Origin of the sequence: Clostridioides sp. ZZV14-6153, from assembly GCF_020657855.1 — a bacterium.
Taxonomy (GTDB): domain Bacteria; phylum Bacillota; class Clostridia; order Peptostreptococcales; family Peptostreptococcaceae; genus Clostridioides.
On sequence record NZ_JAGWCZ010000008.1, the window covers coordinates 138,627 to 157,001 of the forward strand.

General features: G+C 27.9%; 18 protein-coding genes. 4 read left to right on the plus strand and 14 right to left on the minus strand.

Annotated elements, in window-relative coordinates; all coding sequences use genetic code 11:
• Positions 1-19: 19 nt before the first annotated feature.
• From KGF46_RS11755 to KGF46_RS11770, 4 genes are all read right to left on the minus strand, one after another.
• Entirely contained in the window at positions 20-985 is a 966-nt protein-coding gene (locus tag KGF46_RS11755; protein ID WP_227829525.1) for a VanZ family protein, read from the minus strand.
• 163 nt (positions 986-1,148) lie between these two features.
• Positions 1,149-1,463, minus strand: coding sequence for a hypothetical protein (locus KGF46_RS11760; protein WP_227829526.1), 315 nt, complete (start codon positions 1,461-1,463; stop codon positions 1,149-1,151).
• Positions 1,464-1,604: 141 nt separating this feature from the next.
• On the minus strand, positions 1,605-2,105 hold the full coding sequence (locus KGF46_RS11765; protein WP_227829527.1) for a GNAT family N-acetyltransferase: 501 nt from the start codon (positions 2,103-2,105) through the stop codon (positions 1,605-1,607).
• Positions 2,106-2,159: 54 nt separating this feature from the next.
• Positions 2,160-3,359, minus strand: a complete 1,200-nt coding sequence (locus KGF46_RS11770; RefSeq protein WP_227829528.1) for a DHHA1 domain-containing protein — start codon at positions 3,357-3,359, stop codon at positions 2,160-2,162.
• A gap of 359 nt (positions 3,360-3,718) precedes the next feature.
• Here KGF46_RS11770 and KGF46_RS11775 point away from each other — a divergent pair, with 359 nt between their 5' ends.
• Both KGF46_RS11775 and KGF46_RS11780 read left to right on the plus strand, forming a co-directional pair.
• Positions 3,719-4,687: an L-lactate dehydrogenase gene (locus tag KGF46_RS11775; protein ID WP_227829529.1), complete on the plus strand. Its 969-nt coding sequence runs from the start codon at positions 3,719-3,721 to the stop codon at positions 4,685-4,687.
• A 100-nt stretch (positions 4,688-4,787) separates the two neighbouring features.
• Positions 4,788-5,750 (plus strand): L-lactate dehydrogenase, encoded by a 963-nt coding sequence (locus KGF46_RS11780; RefSeq protein WP_413894756.1) that lies wholly within the window; start codon positions 4,788-4,790, stop codon positions 5,748-5,750.
• A 159-nt stretch (positions 5,751-5,909) separates the two neighbouring features.
• On the opposite strand, the gene KGF46_RS11785 is transcribed toward KGF46_RS11780, so the two are convergent.
• From KGF46_RS11785 to KGF46_RS11805, 5 genes are all read right to left on the minus strand, one after another.
• Positions 5,910-7,040, minus strand: coding sequence for an XRE family transcriptional regulator (locus KGF46_RS11785; RefSeq protein WP_227829531.1), 1,131 nt, complete (start codon positions 7,038-7,040; stop codon positions 5,910-5,912).
• A 161-nt stretch (positions 7,041-7,201) separates the two neighbouring features.
• Positions 7,202-8,155: a peptide-methionine (S)-S-oxide reductase MsrA gene (gene msrA / locus KGF46_RS11790; RefSeq protein WP_227829532.1), complete on the minus strand. Its 954-nt coding sequence runs from the start codon at positions 8,153-8,155 to the stop codon at positions 7,202-7,204.
• 191 nt (positions 8,156-8,346) lie between these two features.
• The gene (locus KGF46_RS11795) at positions 8,347-9,258 is read right to left on the minus strand and encodes a patatin-like phospholipase family protein (RefSeq protein ID WP_227829533.1); all 912 of its coding nucleotides are present in this window, start codon (positions 9,256-9,258) and stop codon (positions 8,347-8,349) included.
• Positions 9,259-9,630: 372 nt separating this feature from the next.
• Positions 9,631-11,223: a hydroxylamine reductase gene (hcp, locus tag KGF46_RS11800; RefSeq protein WP_227861989.1), complete on the minus strand. Its 1,593-nt coding sequence runs from the start codon at positions 11,221-11,223 to the stop codon at positions 9,631-9,633.
• 63 nt (positions 11,224-11,286) lie between these two features.
• Positions 11,287-12,015: a 4Fe-4S binding protein gene (locus tag KGF46_RS11805; RefSeq protein ID WP_227840652.1), complete on the minus strand. Its 729-nt coding sequence runs from the start codon at positions 12,013-12,015 to the stop codon at positions 11,287-11,289.
• 163 nt (positions 12,016-12,178) lie between these two features.
• On the opposite strand from KGF46_RS11805, the gene KGF46_RS11810 reads away from it, so the two are divergent.
• On the plus strand, positions 12,179-12,895 hold the full coding sequence (locus KGF46_RS11810; protein WP_227829536.1) for a Crp/Fnr family transcriptional regulator: 717 nt from the start codon (positions 12,179-12,181) through the stop codon (positions 12,893-12,895).
• 201 nt (positions 12,896-13,096) lie between these two features.
• On the opposite strand, the gene KGF46_RS11815 is transcribed toward KGF46_RS11810, so the two are convergent.
• The 4 genes from KGF46_RS11815 to KGF46_RS11830 form a co-directional block, all read right to left on the minus strand.
• Positions 13,097-13,846: an amino acid ABC transporter ATP-binding protein gene (locus KGF46_RS11815; protein WP_227841567.1), complete on the minus strand. Its 750-nt coding sequence runs from the start codon at positions 13,844-13,846 to the stop codon at positions 13,097-13,099.
• Positions 13,847-13,978: 132 nt separating this feature from the next.
• Positions 13,979-15,154 carry a M20 family metallopeptidase gene (locus KGF46_RS11820; RefSeq protein ID WP_227829538.1) on the minus strand — a complete coding sequence of 392 codons (1,176 nt, stop codon included), beginning with the start codon at positions 15,152-15,154 and terminating at the stop codon, positions 13,979-13,981.
• A 139-nt stretch (positions 15,155-15,293) separates the two neighbouring features.
• Positions 15,294-16,091, minus strand: coding sequence for an amino acid ABC transporter substrate-binding protein (locus tag KGF46_RS11825; RefSeq protein ID WP_227861990.1), 798 nt, complete (start codon positions 16,089-16,091; stop codon positions 15,294-15,296).
• 59 nt (positions 16,092-16,150) lie between these two features.
• Positions 16,151-16,813 (minus strand): amino acid ABC transporter permease, encoded by a 663-nt coding sequence (locus tag KGF46_RS11830; protein WP_227829540.1) that lies wholly within the window; start codon positions 16,811-16,813, stop codon positions 16,151-16,153.
• Positions 16,814-17,010: 197 nt separating this feature from the next.
• On the opposite strand from KGF46_RS11830, the gene KGF46_RS11835 reads away from it, so the two are divergent.
• Complete coding sequence (locus KGF46_RS11835) at positions 17,011-17,763, plus strand: AAA family ATPase (RefSeq protein WP_227829541.1); 753 nt, start codon at positions 17,011-17,013, stop codon at positions 17,761-17,763.
• Positions 17,764-17,939: 176 nt separating this feature from the next.
• Here KGF46_RS11835 and KGF46_RS11840 read toward each other — a convergent pair whose 3' ends face one another.
• Positions 17,940-18,368, minus strand: coding sequence for a 4Fe-4S dicluster domain-containing protein (locus KGF46_RS11840; protein ID WP_227829542.1), 429 nt, complete (start codon positions 18,366-18,368; stop codon positions 17,940-17,942).
• Positions 18,369-18,375 lie beyond the last annotated feature (7 nt).

Consider the following 18,375-nt stretch of genomic DNA (forward strand, 5'->3'; position numbering starts at 1 on the left):
TCTTTTTTTATTGGATATTCTATTCATCTAATCCAATTAATAATCTAGAAGCTGTGATTCCATGTTCATCTTTTGGTTGATTATCTTTATCAATCCAAATCTCAAATGTATCAGTTTTCTTTAATAGAGGTAAATTTTTAACATCAAATTCTTCATATCTAATTATATCTTTGTTCTCTTCTTCAGTAATTACAAAAGATATTAATTTTGTATTTTTACTCAGATAAACTTTTATATAACCATCCTTATCCATTAAATTTTCTGGACACTTTATATTATTATTACAAGCTGTCTTAATAGTTAACACACCATTTTTAAAACTTTCAAATGAACCAATTATATCTGCCTCATTTTTATCTATATCTTTAACTATTTCCTTATTTTCTTCAACTAATATTCTTGAAACTTGTTTATCTGGCTTGAGTTTAAAAGTTAACAAGCTTTGGTAGTTTGTAACAATGACACCCAATCCTATCACTCCCAAAATTATGCTTGTACTTATTATGGCTTGGAATTTTTTAATGTTATTAGGAAATAATTTGGTCACCTTTGTATAAATAATAATACCAAGTATCCCACCTAATGAATTTAGAATCACATCATCTATGTCACTGCTTCCAATAGCCAAAATGTATTGTATTAATTCAAATCCTAAACTAATAAGAGAAATTATTATAATTATATTTCTTTTATCTAATTTTTTTAATACTATAGGAAGAAAAATTCCCATCGGAATAAATATACCTACATTACCTATGATATTTGCAATAGCTCTTATAAGACTAATGTTACTGTCTGTTATAAATTGCCATACTGTATAAAAGGGAATTAAATTGACAGACCTAAATCCCCCCTTGAAAATAGCGTAAATTGGTACATCTTTAAATAAAATTATCCTTATAGTTATTAAAACATATACCAAAAATATTGTGTATATAATTGACAATAATAATTTTTCTGAAGTTCCACATATTTCCTTTTTCAATAATAACACCTTCTCTCTTTTAATATTTTAATAGTACCAACAAGTATTTAAGATGCCTTTAAAATTTTCTTAAATTTTCCTTAAGTGTTAAATTAAAACACATTAAAAAAGGTCTATACTTTAAAATATAGACCTTCATAAATTTCCTTATAAATACATTTTATTAAATAACAAACAATTTAAGTGTAGAACAAACAATAACCAAAGTTAAAAGTAATCTAGCATATAAAAAATTTTTTTCTTTAAGCATAACGCCTGCAATTCCAAGTATAAAAAAGAGAGATGCAATAAATTTACCAAGAATATTATTACTTGGATAAGAACTAAAATGCATGAAACAAAGTACAAATGTATATACCCCTATTGCATTAAATACAATTGTATTAGATGCTATCTTTCCTTTATTAAAAAAGAAACAGAATATTGACACTAAATCTAAAAACAAAAATACATAAAACATGACTTTTAAAACGCCCATACTTATACCCCCTAATAAATTTAATTATAATATCTGGTTTATTTCATACAATTCTCAATATACTCAGGATAAACTTATAATCTTAATATAATAATAGTATAAGTTTATATTACTGGCTTATTAATTTTTATATTTACATTACTAGTTTATTACTTCATATTCATACATATTATAATCACATTCATACATATTTAAAGACTCATACGTTGCTTTTGCATTTATGTTTTCTTTTTCTACATATAATCTCATGCCAACAATATTTTCATCTCTATCACACATATTTTTTATATGATTAAATAAATAATTAAAGATGCTCTTTCTTCTATACTCTTTCTCTACATATACACTCTGAATCCAAAGAAAGTTTCCATTTCTCCAATCACTCCACTCATATGTATACATAATCTGTGCGACAACCTTATCAAATACTGTATATACATAATATTTTCCTTTTCTTTCATCTAATAACAATGCCCTTACACCTTTAGTTAAAACATCCATGTCAAGTTCTTTTCCTTCTGTTTCTTTGGCTAAATTATAATTAAATTTCGCTATTATATCCAAATCCTCTAAACGGGCTTCTCTTATCTCTATCAGCTCTTCATTTTCATATAATTCTATATAGTCTTTTTGTTGTTCCATACTTATTCCCCCATATCTATTTTATGTATTACATTAATCTTTTGTAATAATACATTATAAAATTTTTTCTAGTTTCATAAATGCATAATCGAAGGTAGATTCTAAGTTACCATTATTTTTTCCTCCACCTTGAGCTAAAACCTGACTTCCTCCACCTTTACCATCTATAAGACTTATTGCATCCTTCAATAAACTTCCCATATTGACAGCTTTCAAATTTTTAGAACATGCAAAAATCAAGTTTATTTTTTCTTCAAATCTAACAGCTAATAATGCAATATTATTTTCATCTTCTGTAATTTTATTTGCAATTTTATTTACATATTTTAAATCTTCTTCATCATAAATTTTTTTAACAACTGAAACATTTCCAATCTTATTTGCATTTTCTACCATTTCTTTAACTTGATACTTAGCTACTATTTCTTCAAGTTTTCTTTTTTTACTTAGAGAATCTTCCACTTTCTCATTTAAATTTACAATTCCATTTATAGCATCTTCTTCACTACAACTTAAATATCTACAGATTTTGGTTAAGTATACATCCCTTTTTAATACTTCATCTACAGCTCTTTTCCCAGCTAAAAACTCTATTCTTGTACTAGATTTATGCTTCTCCCACTTCTTTATTTTTATCATTCTAAGCTCACTTGTTGATTTTGGGTGTACTCCACAACATGCATTTGTATCTAAGTCACCTATTTTTACTACCCTTATTTCTTCATTTGTGTTTGGTAAAGCACGTCTTACCCAAATTTTTTTTAATTCTCTTTTAGTTGGAAGTAATGTTTCTACTTGTATATTTTGACGAATAATTTCATTAGCAAGCAACTCTATCTCTCTAATTTTTTCTTCATCTAAGTTACCATCTATATCTACTGTACTGTACTCATTTCCTAAATGAAAACCGGTTGTATTTGCATTAAAAGTCTTAAAAAAACACCCTGAGAGTACATGTTGTCCAAAATGTTGATGCATACCATCTTCTCTTCTATCCCAATCAATACTACACTTTACCTTATGTATTTTTATTGGTTTTTTATCTAATATATGATACACTTTTTTATCTTCTTCATATACGCTTATTACTTCATAATCATCTATTTTTCCTAAGTCTCCAAATTGTCCTCCTCCACCAGGGAAAAACGCTGTTTTATCCAGCAAAACATGAAACTTATTTTCTATTTCTCTTATCTCAATTATTTCTGCCGTGAAATCTCTTATATACTGATTCGTATAGTATAACTTTTCCATTATGATTTTATCTCCATTTCCTTTATTCTAAACTGCCTTATTGTTTAAATATGCACATATTTTAGGTTAAGTTTAAAGTAATTACACCAGATATAGCTTAACCTATTTTTTAATAGTAATCTTCTACTATATTTTAACATATAGATATTAATGTTAACAAATTTATAATTATATATTATTTTAAATATTCAATAATATAAAGTATATTAACATTGCTTTTTTAAAAACTTTAGTATAAAATCATATTAAATAAATTTTCTGAAATGATAGAATATTGCAATCTATAAAAAACATACTTAATAACATATAGCATTGTATTATAAATATATCGTTTTATTTTGTAGGGGGAGTGATTTAAAATGCCAATAAAACCAAGAAAAATATCTATTGTAGGTTCAGGTCATGTTGGTTCACACTGTGGATTTAGTTTGATAACTCAAGGAGTTTGTGATGAGCTCTTTATGATTGATATTGATGAAGCTAAGGCAAAGGCTCAAGCTTTAGATTTAGCTGATGCGGTTTCCTATCTTCCACATAAAGTACATATAGAAAAAGGAACTTTTAATTATTGTAAGGATTCTGATATAGTAGTGATAAGTGTTGCAGATTCTTCAGAAGGTCCTTTACGCAGACAAAACACAACTAGGTTAGACTTACTAAAACCAACTATTGGGATGATAAAATCTATAGTAAAACCTATAATTGATTCTGGATTTGATGGTATATTTATCGTTATTTCTAATCCAGTTGATGTAGTTACAAATTATATCTGGGAAAAGTCTGGTTTTCCTAAAAACAGAGTTATTGGAACTGGAACAGCTTTAGACTCAACAAGACTTAGAAGACTTTTATCTGAAGAGACTGGAATCGCTCAACAATCAATACAGGCCTACTCAATGGGTGAACATGGAGATTCTCAAATAGTTCCTTGGTCTCATGTTTCAATTGGTGGCAAACCAATTTTAGATATGATAAAGGATAATCCAGATACTTATGGCAAATTAGACTTACCATCAATAGTTGAAAAAAACAAGAAAACAGGTATAGGTATAATAAATGGCAAAGATTGCACAGAGTTTGGAATAGGAACTGCTTTAGTAGAAATTGTAAAAGCTATACTACATAATGAGAAAAAGATTTTACCAGTTTCTACATTATTAGAAGGTCAATACAATGAAGAAAATGTATTTGCAGGTGTTCCTTGTATTATAGGTAAAAATGGGATTGAGGGAATTGTTGAAATCAATTTAACTAATGATGAGCAAGCTGGATTTAGTAAATCTTGTTCTGTTTTAAGAGACCATATTGCACTTTCAAAGACTATTTAGTTTTAAATCTATGCTATTTATTCTTTAATTAACTTATTTAGATGCTCTATAATTATTATAGAGCATTCTCATATGTATACATAAAACAAAATGTAAGGAGATGTTAAATTTGTCAATAAAACCAAGAAAAGTATCAATAATAGGAACTGGTCATGTTGGTTCACATTGTGGATTTAGTTTAGTAACTCAAGGAGTTTGTGATGAGTTACTAATGATTGATATAGATGAAAGTAAAGCTAAGTCTCAAGCTTTAGATTTATCAGATGCAGTTTCTTATCTTAAACATGCCACAAAAATAAAAAGTGGAAATCTTGATGATTGTAAAGATTCTGATATTATAGTAATAAGTGCGGGTCCATTACCTGAAAAAAATCAGACTAGATTGGATACACTTGAGTCTACAATCAACGTTGTAAAAACAATTGTAAAACCTATTGTTGAGTCTGGATTTGATGGTATATTTATTGTAATTTCAAATCCAGTAGATATAATTACTGATTATATTTGGAAAGTTTCTGGATTTTCTAAAAATAAAGTTTTAGGCACAGGCACTGCACTTGATTCTTCGAGACTTAGAAGACTTTTATCTGAGGAAACAAATCTTCCTCAACAATCAATACAAGCTTATTCTATGGGTGAACATGGAGATTCTCAGATAGTTCCTTGGTCTCATGTTTCAATTGGTGGTAAGCCATTGTTTGATATTATGAAAGAAAATCCTAGCACTTATGGAAAATTAAACTTAGATGAATTAACTGAAAAAACAGCAAGAGCTGGTTGGGATGTACTTTATGGCAAAGGTTCTACTGAATTTGGTATTGGTACTGCTTTAACAGAAATAGTAAAGGCAATTTTTCATAATGAAAGAAAAATCCTTCCTGTTTCTACTCTATTGGATGGACAATATGGACAAAAAGATGTATTTGCTGGTGTGCCTGCTATAATTGGCATAAATGGAGTTGAGTCTATAGTAGAAATTAATTTAACTGATGATGAACAAAAAAAATTCAATAAATCATGTACTATTTTAAAAGAATACATTCAAATTGCTAAGGATATTTAGATTAATATCATATTAGAATACATATTTAAATTAATAGCATATTTTAAATATATCTTAAATTTAATATTGAAAGCAGGTAAATTGCTTATGATAAAAAACCATATCAACAAAGCTTAAATATAAATACCTGCTTTTATCTTTCAATATTAAATTATTAATTTATCTTTTCCCATCAAACTTTATAACTTTGCTTTTTTTCTTTGTATTTTGAGATAGAAATCCATTTTTTAATCCCATCAACAATTCTAGGTCTTCTGGATAAAGACTTATTCCTATATCCCCTAAATTTGATACTATATTATCTGTATTCATTATTTTGTTTTCTATCAATAATTCGACTGCTTTTTTTAAATATACTGGACTTACACCCTTCATTTTATCTAATGGTTCTTCTATTAACCATCCGCGTTTATCCATTTCACTCATAAGATAATTATACTTTTTGTAGCTTATCTCACCTAAATTATATGCTCTAAAAATCATAACAGATATAGGCACAATCCATTTTTGCTTTAGTTCTACATAATAATCTAGGTCTTCTGGATAAACCAAGTCTTCTAAAAAAGTCTCTCTTGGAAGCAAAAATGCACAAGCATACTCATCTGCTAAAAATTGCTTATTTGGTATTCCTAATTGACTTGATATTATATATCCAAGCTCATATGCTAAATCATAGTTTCTAATTGATGCTGATTTTTTATCATTCCCAAGAGATATTAGATATTTAGTTTCTTTACCAATTCTCTGTTTTTGAGTAAATACTGTTGCTCCTTTTCTATCTACATTCATTCCTGATATTATAATCCCATTAGCCTCTAATAAACTTACCATATTTAATATTGGATTGTTGTTTAAACTCCAAAGTTCTCTAGTCTTATTAGCAAGACTTTCTATATCATTTACATTAACATCCTTAATTAGTTTTCTATTCGGTAAGTTTTCTTTTGGAAATTTTATATAACTTTCCATAAACGAGTATATTTTATGGATAATTATTATTTTTTCTCTATAAGAAATTTCCTCTACTCTAGGAAGTTTAGAATGAGGATTAAAATGACTATCTTCTACAATAACATTTATACTTTCATTTTTATAAAAATACTCTTTGGGGAAGTTTAATATATTTGATAATTTTAATGCATTTTCAATATTTGGAACATACTTATTTTCTTCAAAAGCTTGTAAATCTTTTTTATTTATTTTAGTTTCTTTAGATAACTGTTCTAGAGTTTTAGCTCTAAAAACTCTAGCTGATTTTAATCTTTTTCCATTAAAGTCTTTTAAATTCATTTGTTTTCTCTCTTTCAAAAATTAAATTCTTTAGTCATACAAATATAAGTTATAACATTACAATTAATAATTTATCACATTATTGACAAAAAAACAAAAGATGAAAACATAAATTTATATTTCCATCTCTAATCTGAATGTATGATATTAACTAGTTTTAATTATTTAAAAAGTTTTAAATATTCTCCATATCCTAGTTCTTCCATATCTTTTTTAGGTATAAACTTAAGAGAAGCAGAATTTATACAATACCTTAAACCTCCAAGTTCCTTTGGCCCATCATCAAAAACATGACCTAGATGAGAATTTCCTTTAGCACTTCTTACTTCAACCCTATACATGCCTTGTGAAAAATCGCTTCTTTCAATTACAGACTTATCTATAACTGGCTTTGCAAAGCTAGGCCATCCACATCCTGCATCAAATTTGTCCTTTGAAGAAAATAAAACCTCTCCACTTACTATATCTACATAGATGCCTTCTTCATTATTATCGTAATATTCATTTTCGAAAGGTACTTCTGTCATATCATTTTGAGTAACTTCAAATTGAATAGGAGTTAAAGTCTTTTTTAACGCTTCCCTATCTACATTATTTCCATCCCAATAACTTTTTACAAAATTATATCTTCCTGAACCTTTGTAATACATATTATAATTCAATGGTCTTTTTTTATAATAATCTTGATGATTTTCTTCTGCTTCATAAAACTTAGTTGCTGGAATTATTTCAGTAACTATCTTACTATCAAATATTTTACTATTTTCTAAGCTTTCTTTTGACTCCAAAGCTGTATTTTTTTGCTCTTCATCATGATAAAATATAGCGGTTTTATATTGAGTTCCTCTATCACCAAATTGTCCACCATCATCTGTAGGATTAATTTGCTTCCAAAATATATTTAAAAGTTCATCATAACTTATTATGTTATCATCATAAGTTATTTGAATAGCTTCAACATGGCCAGTTGTTCCTGAACATACTTCTTGGTATGTAGGATTTTCAACATGACCAGCTGTATATCCAGAAACTACTTTTATAACCCCATCATATTTATCAAAAGGTTTTACCATACACCAAAAACACCCACCTGCAAAAGTAGCAAGTTTTATCATTTTCATCACTCCTTAAAAAAATTATATTTTATTTATTCCCTAAGAAGTAACTTAATAATCTTGTATTTTATTATTTTTTACTTTATTTAGAAAATACTATATGATATTAATGTATCTAAAATTACAAAATTTTTTATCAAAATTATAAACTATAGAAATTCTCTACTTATAAATATAATTAAAAACTATACTTAATTTTTATAAAAACTTTTTCTATTTATCCATTCAAATGCATCTTTTATATCACAGTTTTCACCTAAAGATATTAAGTATTCTAGTGAATCACAATCATCCATAGCTACCTCTCTTTCCATTCTAGGATTTAACCTATAGTAATTATCTCCAAGAAGTTTTTGAGAAAATAATTGACTCATTTGAGAATTCCCTTCTAGTGTAACAGATATAATTGGTAAGTCTGGCTTCTTATTGATTATCCAGTCAATAGCTCCCCATTCAGTTGTATCTGTCTTTATACTATTATATACATATCCAGTCCCTATAGAAAAAAGTCTTGTATTTTTATAATTTAACTTAAGTCCACTGTCAATTGAATAAACTATACATGCTAGACTTGGATCAGTTGCTATTATTCCACCATCAACATGACAATTATAAGTTGGGAAAAATACTGGTGCAGCACTACTTGCCATTGCTACATCTACAACTTTACTAGTTTTAGTAAGAGAATTTGGCATATTATTATAAAATACAGGCTTCCATGAATGTTCTTCATTGCCTATATAAAAGCTTGGCACCATGACTAGTTTATTTAAATCTTTCAATTCTAAATCCTCTGGAAATATACTTAGCAAAATTTCCTTTAGATTTTTATTTTCATACTTTGGTCTAAGCATTTCTGCATAACTCTTGTTGAAAATATACTTTGAATTTTCAATTGAATAAAGTGTCTTTATCTCTTTAGGGCTTACACCATATGCAAGCCCTAATGCAATCAAACTACCTGTAGATGTTCCTCCAAACATATTTATATTATTTAATAAACTTGGATACTCCTCTACTAGTCTCTCAAGTATGGATATACTTAATGCTCCTTTTAATCCACCACCATCGAACGTTAATATATTAAAATTCGAATTTTTCATATACACATACCCCCATATAAAAGCCTTATATCTTTTAAATTTTAGTTAAAATAATTACACTATAGTATATATATATTATGCAAATTCTATATTACAAAGTTCCTCTTTCTATAATTAAATTCAGTATCCTGCACTATTAAAACTATACTTTTTATTTGTTTATACTATACACATATTTTAAGTATTATAAGTTTAAAAGTATGATTTATTGTAAACAGTTGATTAAAATAGTATCTACTTTGTAATAGACCATAAAAACATAAATAAGGGTTGACTTTATACAAAGCCACCCCCTTATTTATATTAATTATAATTAAGCTTAATAATACTTCGATTATAAAATTTATACCTTATTAATTAAGCGTATACTCTTTATCCTAATATTTTTTTCATATCTTCTTCTGGAGTAGATATAGGAGTTAAAGCAAATTTCTCAACCAATATATTTAATACATTTTGAGACAAAAATGCTGGTAAAGAAGGTCCTATATAGATATTTTTTATACCTAAGTAAATCAATGTAAGAAGTACACAAACAGCTTTTTGTTCATACCATGATAGCACTATGCTAAGAGGTAATTCATTTACATCACATTCAAAAGCATTTGCCAATAAAACAGCCACTTGAATTGCACTGTAAGTATCATTGCATTGTCCCATATCCATTAAACGTGGTAAACCACCTATTTCTCCAAGATTTAAATCATTAAATCTATATTTTCCACATGCAAGAGTCAATATAACAGTGTCATCAGGAGCTTGTTTTACAAATTCAGTATAATAATTTCTTCCAGGTTTTGCACCATCACAACCACCAACTAATAAAAAGTGTCTTATAGCTCCATTTTTTACAGCTTCTACTACTGTATCTTGTACAGATGAAACTGTTCCTCTTGCAAAACCAGTAGTTAGCATATCACCTCCATTTATTCCAGTCATATGCATATCTTCTTTATATCCTCCAAGTTCAAGTGCTTTTTCTATGACACTAGAAAAATCTTTATCTTCTCCAATATGAATCATACCAGGATAAGCAACCACTTCTGTAGTAAATACTCTATCTCTATAACTATCCTTAACAGGCATTAAACAGTTTGTCGTAAATAATATTGGAGCAGGTATATTGTCAAATTCTTTTTGTTGATTTTGCCATGCTGTACCAAAATTTCCTTTTAAATGCTTATATTCTTTTAATTTTGGATATGCATGTGCTGGTAATAATTCTCCATGAGTGTATATGTTTATTCCCTTATCTTTTGTTTGCTCTAGCAATTTGTGTAAATCATAAAGGTCATGCCCTGTAACTACAATAAATGGACCTTTTTCAATTTTCATAGGTACTTGAGTTGGTTCTGGTGTTCCATAAGTTTCGGTATTTGCTCTATCAAGTAATTCCATACATTTTAAGTTTATTTCTCCAGTTTTCATTACAAATCCTAAAAGTTCCTCACTAGATAAGTCTTCTCCAACTGCTACTAACCCTTCATAGAAAAAGTCATTCACTTCTTTATCTGTATATCCAAGTACCATTGCATGATAAGCATAAGCAGCCATACCTCTTAATCCAAATAAAATCAACGATTTTAATGAACGTATATCTTCATTATCATTCCATAAATTCTTCATATCGTAGTTGTCATTTCTACTACAAGTTGTCGAGCAATCTGAACATCTAGGTACAAGTTCACTTTTTGCTAGTTCAGTTTTTTCAATTTGTCTTTTTATAGCTTCATCATCAAAACTTACATTTGTTACAGTAGTAAACAATCCTTCTATCATAACTTTATCTGTTTCTCTTGTTGGTCTATTTTTATTTCCAACAGTTGCTCTTGAAAGTCCAATTAATACTCCTGTAAGTTCATCTTGTAAATTGGCTGTTCCCCCTTTTTTACCACAAGCTCCGTTTATAGTACATCCTTTACCACCAACTGTCTGTTCACATTGAAAACAAAACATATTCTCCATTCTTTATTCCTCCCATTTCATTTTATTTATTAAAATTTATTAATTTGTCTACGATTTACTTAATTAGATTTCTCCATCTACTATTTTCCCATCTACAGATATAGTAATTACTTGCCATGGTATCATCTTTCCACTATTTTGTAGAGCTGTTTTAACTGCATTTACGATACCACCACAACAAGGTACCTCCATACGTGTTACCACTATATTTTTAATATCATTTAATTTTAAAATTTCTGTAAGTTTTTCAGCATAATCAACTTCATCAAGTTTAGGGCAACCAATTAATGTAACCTTATTTTTCATAAATTTATTATGGAAATTTCCATATGCATATGCTGTACAGTCTGCTGCTATTAAAAGACTTGCATTCTTTAAGTATGATGCATTAGCAGGTACTAGTTTTATTTGCACTGGCCACTGATTAAGCTGAGACCCTTGTTCCTCCATCACTATATTGTTATTTATAGATATAGTATCTAAATCTTGTCTTTTTATAGACTTAGACTGAGAACCTGGACATCCACAGGCTAAATTTTCTTTTTGTGCTCTCTTTGCTTCCATGTTTGCTTTTACTGCTTCTTCATCATATTCTGCAGCCTCTCTATTTTCAAATGAAATTGCATTCGTTGGACAAGTTGGTAAACAATCCCCTAAACCGTCGCAATAATCATCTCTTAAAAGTTTTGCTTTTCCATTTACCATACCTATAGCTTCTTCATGACAAGCTTCAACACATAATCCACAACCATTACATTTTTCTTCATCAATTTTAATTATTTTTCTAATCATTTATATCACCTCATAAAAATTTTTTTGTTTAAAATACTACTTTACTAGATATTTATTTTTAAGACATAGATCTTTTTGTTTTAAGTTTTTGTATCAGGATTTTTATATCTCCTTGATTTTATAAATTTAGTATAGTACAATAAAAACAAATTATCGGTTGCATATGCAACAAGGAAGTGATTATTTGAAAAAATTTTTAGAAAAACATATAAATCTATTAAGAAAAATTTCTCTGTTTGAAGGAATTAAAGATGATGAACTTGAAGCAATGTTAGAATGTTTGGGTGTTATTGATAAGACTTATCCAAAAGACAACATAATATTTTCTGTAGGAAATGAAGTGACTTCTATTGGAATTATGCTTAATGGAAGTGCACACATAATAAAAGAAGACATTGAAGGTAATAGAAATATTGTAGCTGAGCTTTTACCTGGTGATTTATTTGGAGAGGTGTTTGCTTGTACTAGACTACATAAAAGTACTGTAACAGTAGTGACAACATCTTCATGTGAGGTTCTATTTATAAAGTTTAAAAGTGTAACTGGTATTTGTTCGTCTACATGTGAATTTCACAATAGACTTATTGAAAATATGTTACAATTAATAGCTGAAAAAAATATTTTACTTCATAACAAAATAGAGTTACTTTCTTGTAAAACAACTCGTGAAAAATTACTCATGTACCTTTCAAATCAAATAGAGAGAACGGGTAACTATAAGTTTACAATTCCTTTTTCAAGAAATGAAATGGCTGACTTTTTATGTGTTGATAGAAGTTCTATGTCAAGAGAACTTGGAAAAATGAGAGATGAAGGTTTATTATCCTTTAACAAAAATAAGTTTGAAATCTTTTGTTTCCAAAATAAGTTTGATATTTAAATTTATACAATTAAATACACATGATTTTAATTAATTCAAATTATAGATATTACGTTCAAATCTAGAATTTATATTTTTACTCAAAAAATTAATAGATATCTTGATTTATATAATTAAGATATCTATTAATTTTGTATGTTAATTAGCTTACTTTTATGAAAGTATCTCATATATTTTAAGACATACTTCAATTATATGTTTTTAATTAAATACTTCTTCTTTCCTAATAATATTTAAAAATTTTGCTGTTCTTTCATTTTTTGGATTATTAAATATTTCATCAGGAGTTCCTTCTTCAGCTATCACCCCATTATCCATAAATATAATTTTATCAGCAACTTCTTTTGCAAAATTTATTTCGTGAGTCACAATAAGCATTGTTATTCCCTCTTTTGCAAGCGATTTTATAACACTTAAAACTTCTCCAACAAGTTCTGGGTCAAGTGCAGATGTTGGTTCATCAAATAATATTACATTTGGATTTACTGCCATTGCTCTAGCTATACCTATTCTTTGTTGCTGACCACCAGATAACTTTGATGGATAAAAATCTTTTCTATCCAACATCCCAACTTTTTCTATTAATTCTAGAGAAATTTCTCTAGCTTCTTGTTTACTCTTTTTATGTACTACTATCAATGCTTCCATTACATTTTCTAATGCTGTTTTATTTTTAAATAGGTTATAGTTTTGGAATACCATAGATGTATGTTTTCTTAAATTTGCTATATCCTTTTTTGTTGCTTTTTCTACATCTACTTTTACATCTCCAATCATTATTTTTCCTTTTGTAGGCTCAACTAAATAATTTAAACATCTAAGTAACGTAGATTTACCTGTTCCAGATGGACCAAGTATGGCTACTACTTCACTTTGATTTATTTCTAAATTTATACCTTTAAGAACTTCTGTACCTTTAAAACTTTTATGCAAATTCTCTACTTTTATCATTATTATCCACCCTTTTTAATAAATATAATAGACTAATCACATACTTGAAACTAAAATTAATATGTTAATTTCAAATCTAAAAATAACTTAGTCATTTTATTTTTAAATAAAATATATTCTTATAACTATAGCCTAAAATTGACAAAGATAATCTACTGCAAGTTGTGCAAATAATGAAGATGCTGTACTTAGACATTTTTCATCTATATTAAACTTGTTATTATGAAGTCTGTAATTTATATTTTTTTCTTTATTACCTACCCCTATATACATAAATAAACCAGGTCTTTCCTTCATATAAATAGCAAAATCTTCACCTGTCATTGCTGGGAAATCAATCATTTCAATATTTTCATCTCCAAGTATTTTTAAAGCACTTTTTCTTCCTAGTTCTATCATATTTTTATCATTTACGACAGCATCTCCTCCTGCACTCTTTTCAAACTTGCAATCTGCTCCATGAGCTTTACATATATTTCTTACCATATGCTCTAGTACTTCACTTATTTCAAGTACTTTTTCCTGACTTACAGCTCTAATAGTTCCTTGAAGTATACATATATCTGGTATTATATTTTTAGAGATACCAGAATTAAAAGAACAAATAGACACCACTACTGGTACAACTGGGTCAATTTTTCTTGAAACTATCTGCTGGATGGATGTATATACTGCATTTCCAACCGCAATTGGGTCTATACAATTGTGAGGTTCTGCTCCATGACCACCTTTACCAATTATTGTTATTTCAAAAGTATTCGTTGCTGCCATAGCACAATTTCTAGCAATTCCAATTTTCCCTGATTCAATAGTTGGCCAACAATGGCCTGTTGCTAATACGTCCACACCTTCAAGTACATTTTCCTTGATTACAATATCAGAACCACCTTTTTCTTCACCTGGTTGAAATAGTAATTTTAAATTTCCATGCAGTTCTTCTTTTATGTCATTTAAAATCATTGCTACCCCTAGTAACCATGAAACATGTGCATCATGCCCACAAGCATGCATATTATCATTTGTAGATTTAAATTCTAAATCATTTTCTTCTTTTATTGGAAGCCCATCCATATCAGCTCTAAGTAGCATTGTTTTTTTGCCATTATTGTTTCCTTTTATAGTTGCTAATACTCCTGTACCTGCAACATCTATGTATTCAATATTAAGCTTATCTAGTTCTTTTTTTATAAGTTTTGATGTTTCAAATTCTTTAAATGCTAATTCTGGATTGCTATGTATTTGTCGTCTTATTTTTATAACCTTTTCATTATTTTTTAGTGCAATAGATTTTATTTTATCTTCAATCATTTATAAGACCTCCATAACTTATTTTAATTTATAAGGGCTAATCTAAATACATTATAATACACAGATAACTATAGATAAATTTACATTTTCATAATTTTATCTATAGTTATCACAATTTTATATTTTATCTTTAAAATATTTATTTTTGTATATCAGCACTTACATCCATTCCAAACCATTTCTCAGATATTTTTTTTACTGTTCCATCTGCAAGCATTTCTTCAATTGCCTTGTTTACATCTTCTTTTATAACTTTTGATTTTTCATCATTTTTCTTAAAGAAATAAGCTATATTAGTAACTGATAATTTTTCGTCTAACACTCTTACTTTCATATTAGCTTTTTTAGAATCTCCTACAACAGTAAGTTCTGCATCAATCCATGCACTAACTCTTCCTAAATCTAAATCTTGAAGACCATTAGTTCCATCACCATAAACCTTTTCTTCAAATAAATTATCTTTATTAACAGTTGCTGCAACTTGTTGACCTTGAGAACCTTCTGATACTGCTACTACTTTTCCTTTTAAATCTTCAAGCTTGTTTATTTCATTGTTTCCATCTTTTACAGCTATACATACAGAATCAGAGCCATAAGGAACAGAAGCATCATATTTTTCTAATCTCTCTTTAGACATTCCAAAAAAGTTGGCTGCTACATCAACTTTACCTGAATCTAACATTCCGAATATAGAACTAAAACCTGTTGGTTCCATTTTTATTTTATATCCACTTCTTTTACCTATTTCTTTCCACATGTCAACTTCAAACCCTTTATGTTCTCCACTATCAACATAAGAATATGGGTCTGCTGAGTTAGATAAAGCTACAGTTATAATTTTTTCATCCTTTGCTTCTTCCTTTTTTGTACAACCAGTGACTAAAACTGTTAATGACAAAACTGCTACCAAACATTTTATAATATTTCTTTTTATCATGTCTCTTCTCCTCACATTATTTTTTATATAAAATACTTTTCTATGTATTTTTTTATGACCTAATAATTGCTGATTTTCTTTTCTAATTTTTTTTGCCCCCAACTTAAAGGAGTTATTATACACCAATAAATTACCATAACTGCTCCATATACCTCAAAGAACTTAAAACTTAATGCTCCTTGTGATTTGGCAACACCCATTATATCATTTACTCCAACAACAAAAGCTACAGAAGAACCTTTAATTAAATCTATAAAATTATTGAATAATGATGGCAATGCAACTCTTATTGCCTGTGGTACAACAATTCTTTTCATTGTTTGTAAATTTGTTAATCCCATTGCATATGCTGCTTCTATCTGCCCCTTATCAATTGAAAGTATAGATGCTCTTATCGTTTCTGACATATAAGCTCCCATATTCAAACTAAGTACTATAGATGTTGCAAATACTGGATCCATATTTTTTACAAAATCACTCATATAGGCCAAACCAAAATATAAAAAGAACAACTGTGGCATAAGAGGTGTACCTCTAAATATTGATACATATACTTTGCATATTTGATTTAATACTTTGACTTTATAATAAGATGATAACGCTACTATCGTTCCTATAATTAATGAAAATACCAGTGAACTTATTGCTAAAATCACAGTTACATTGAATGATTTCATTATTATTGGAAATAATTCCAAAAAATATTTCATGCTAAAAATCATAAAATAAGTCCCCCTCACTTAATGTTGTTTTTTGCAAACTTTTGTCACATGTTCAATTATAATAGAATTTTCTTTATTTTTCCAATAGAAAAAAACTATTTCCTTACCCACTTATATAGCCATTTTTAATATCAAATTTAGTCACTAATTTTAAGTTATAATAAGTATATTAAAATCAATAAAAGGGAGTTTTAAATTTGAATGCTGAAAAAATAAATCAATATATTAGGTCAGTTAAACTAAACAGAAAAGGTATACATAGTATAAATGAATATCCATTTAATCTACCAATAGTAAAAAACTTATATCAACTTGAGTTTCATAAAAACGTAACTTTTATAATTGGTGAAAATGGAAGTGGAAAATCAACATTATTAGAAGCAATAGCTATTGAATATGGATTCAACCCTGAAGGTGGGACAAAAAACTTTGGCTTTAGTACTTATAATAGCCACTCTGAACTTCATAAATATATAACAATCACAAAAGGACCTAAAAAACCTAAGCAAAATTTTTTCTTGAGAGCTGAATCTTTTTATAATGTAGCTACTGCAATAGATAAAGCTTCTATGTTTTCGTCAGGAGTAAAAACTATAAACTATTATGGAGGAGTATCATTGCATGAACAATCTCATGGTGAATCCTTCTTCTCATTATTTATTCATAAATTTTCTAAAGAAGGAATATATATATTAGATGAACCAGAGGCAGCACTTTCACCTGCTAGACAGATGGCTTTTATAACAAGATTACACGAATTAGTAACCCAAAATTGCCAATTCATCATAGCAACACACTCACCCATATTAATTTGTTATCCTAATTCAATCATCTATGAAGTAAATGAGAATGGCATTAATAAAGTTAAATGCGAAGACAGCGAAAATTATCAACTTACTCAAGATTTTTTAAATCATAAAGAAAAATTCTTAAACATATTAATTGATTAGTAATTTATAAGACAAACTTTTTGAAATAAAAATTTAAACTTCTAACTATCTCAATTTTTTATTTTATAAGTATATACATAAAAAAGACTACATTAAACTCGTTATAATACAAATTTAATGTAGTCTTTTACAAAGTTCATTTTACATCTTAGTATAAATTATAATTTATACTTAATCTACACTTCCATATTAAACTTTAATGCTCCTGTAGGACATACCATTACACAAGGTGCATCCATACCACACTCATTTCGTTCAACACAACCATTACACTTGTTTGCCTTACCATCATTTCCATAAATCAAAGCTCCATATTCACAAGCTTTTTCACAAAGTTTACATCCGATACAATCTTGATTATCTAATATGACAAATTTATGTTCTTTTTTAAAACAATCTTTAGGACATACATCTACACATTTTGCTTCATCACAATGAACACATGATAATGAGAAATATTCTACCTTTTCTTTTTCTTCCACTGTAAATACATGTCTAAAAAGTTCACCCTTATCTATGTCATTATCATTTTGGTCTATACAAGCAAGTAAACAAGCCCCACATGCTGTACATAACTCTTTATTAAATTCAAATAAACTTTTCATTATATCC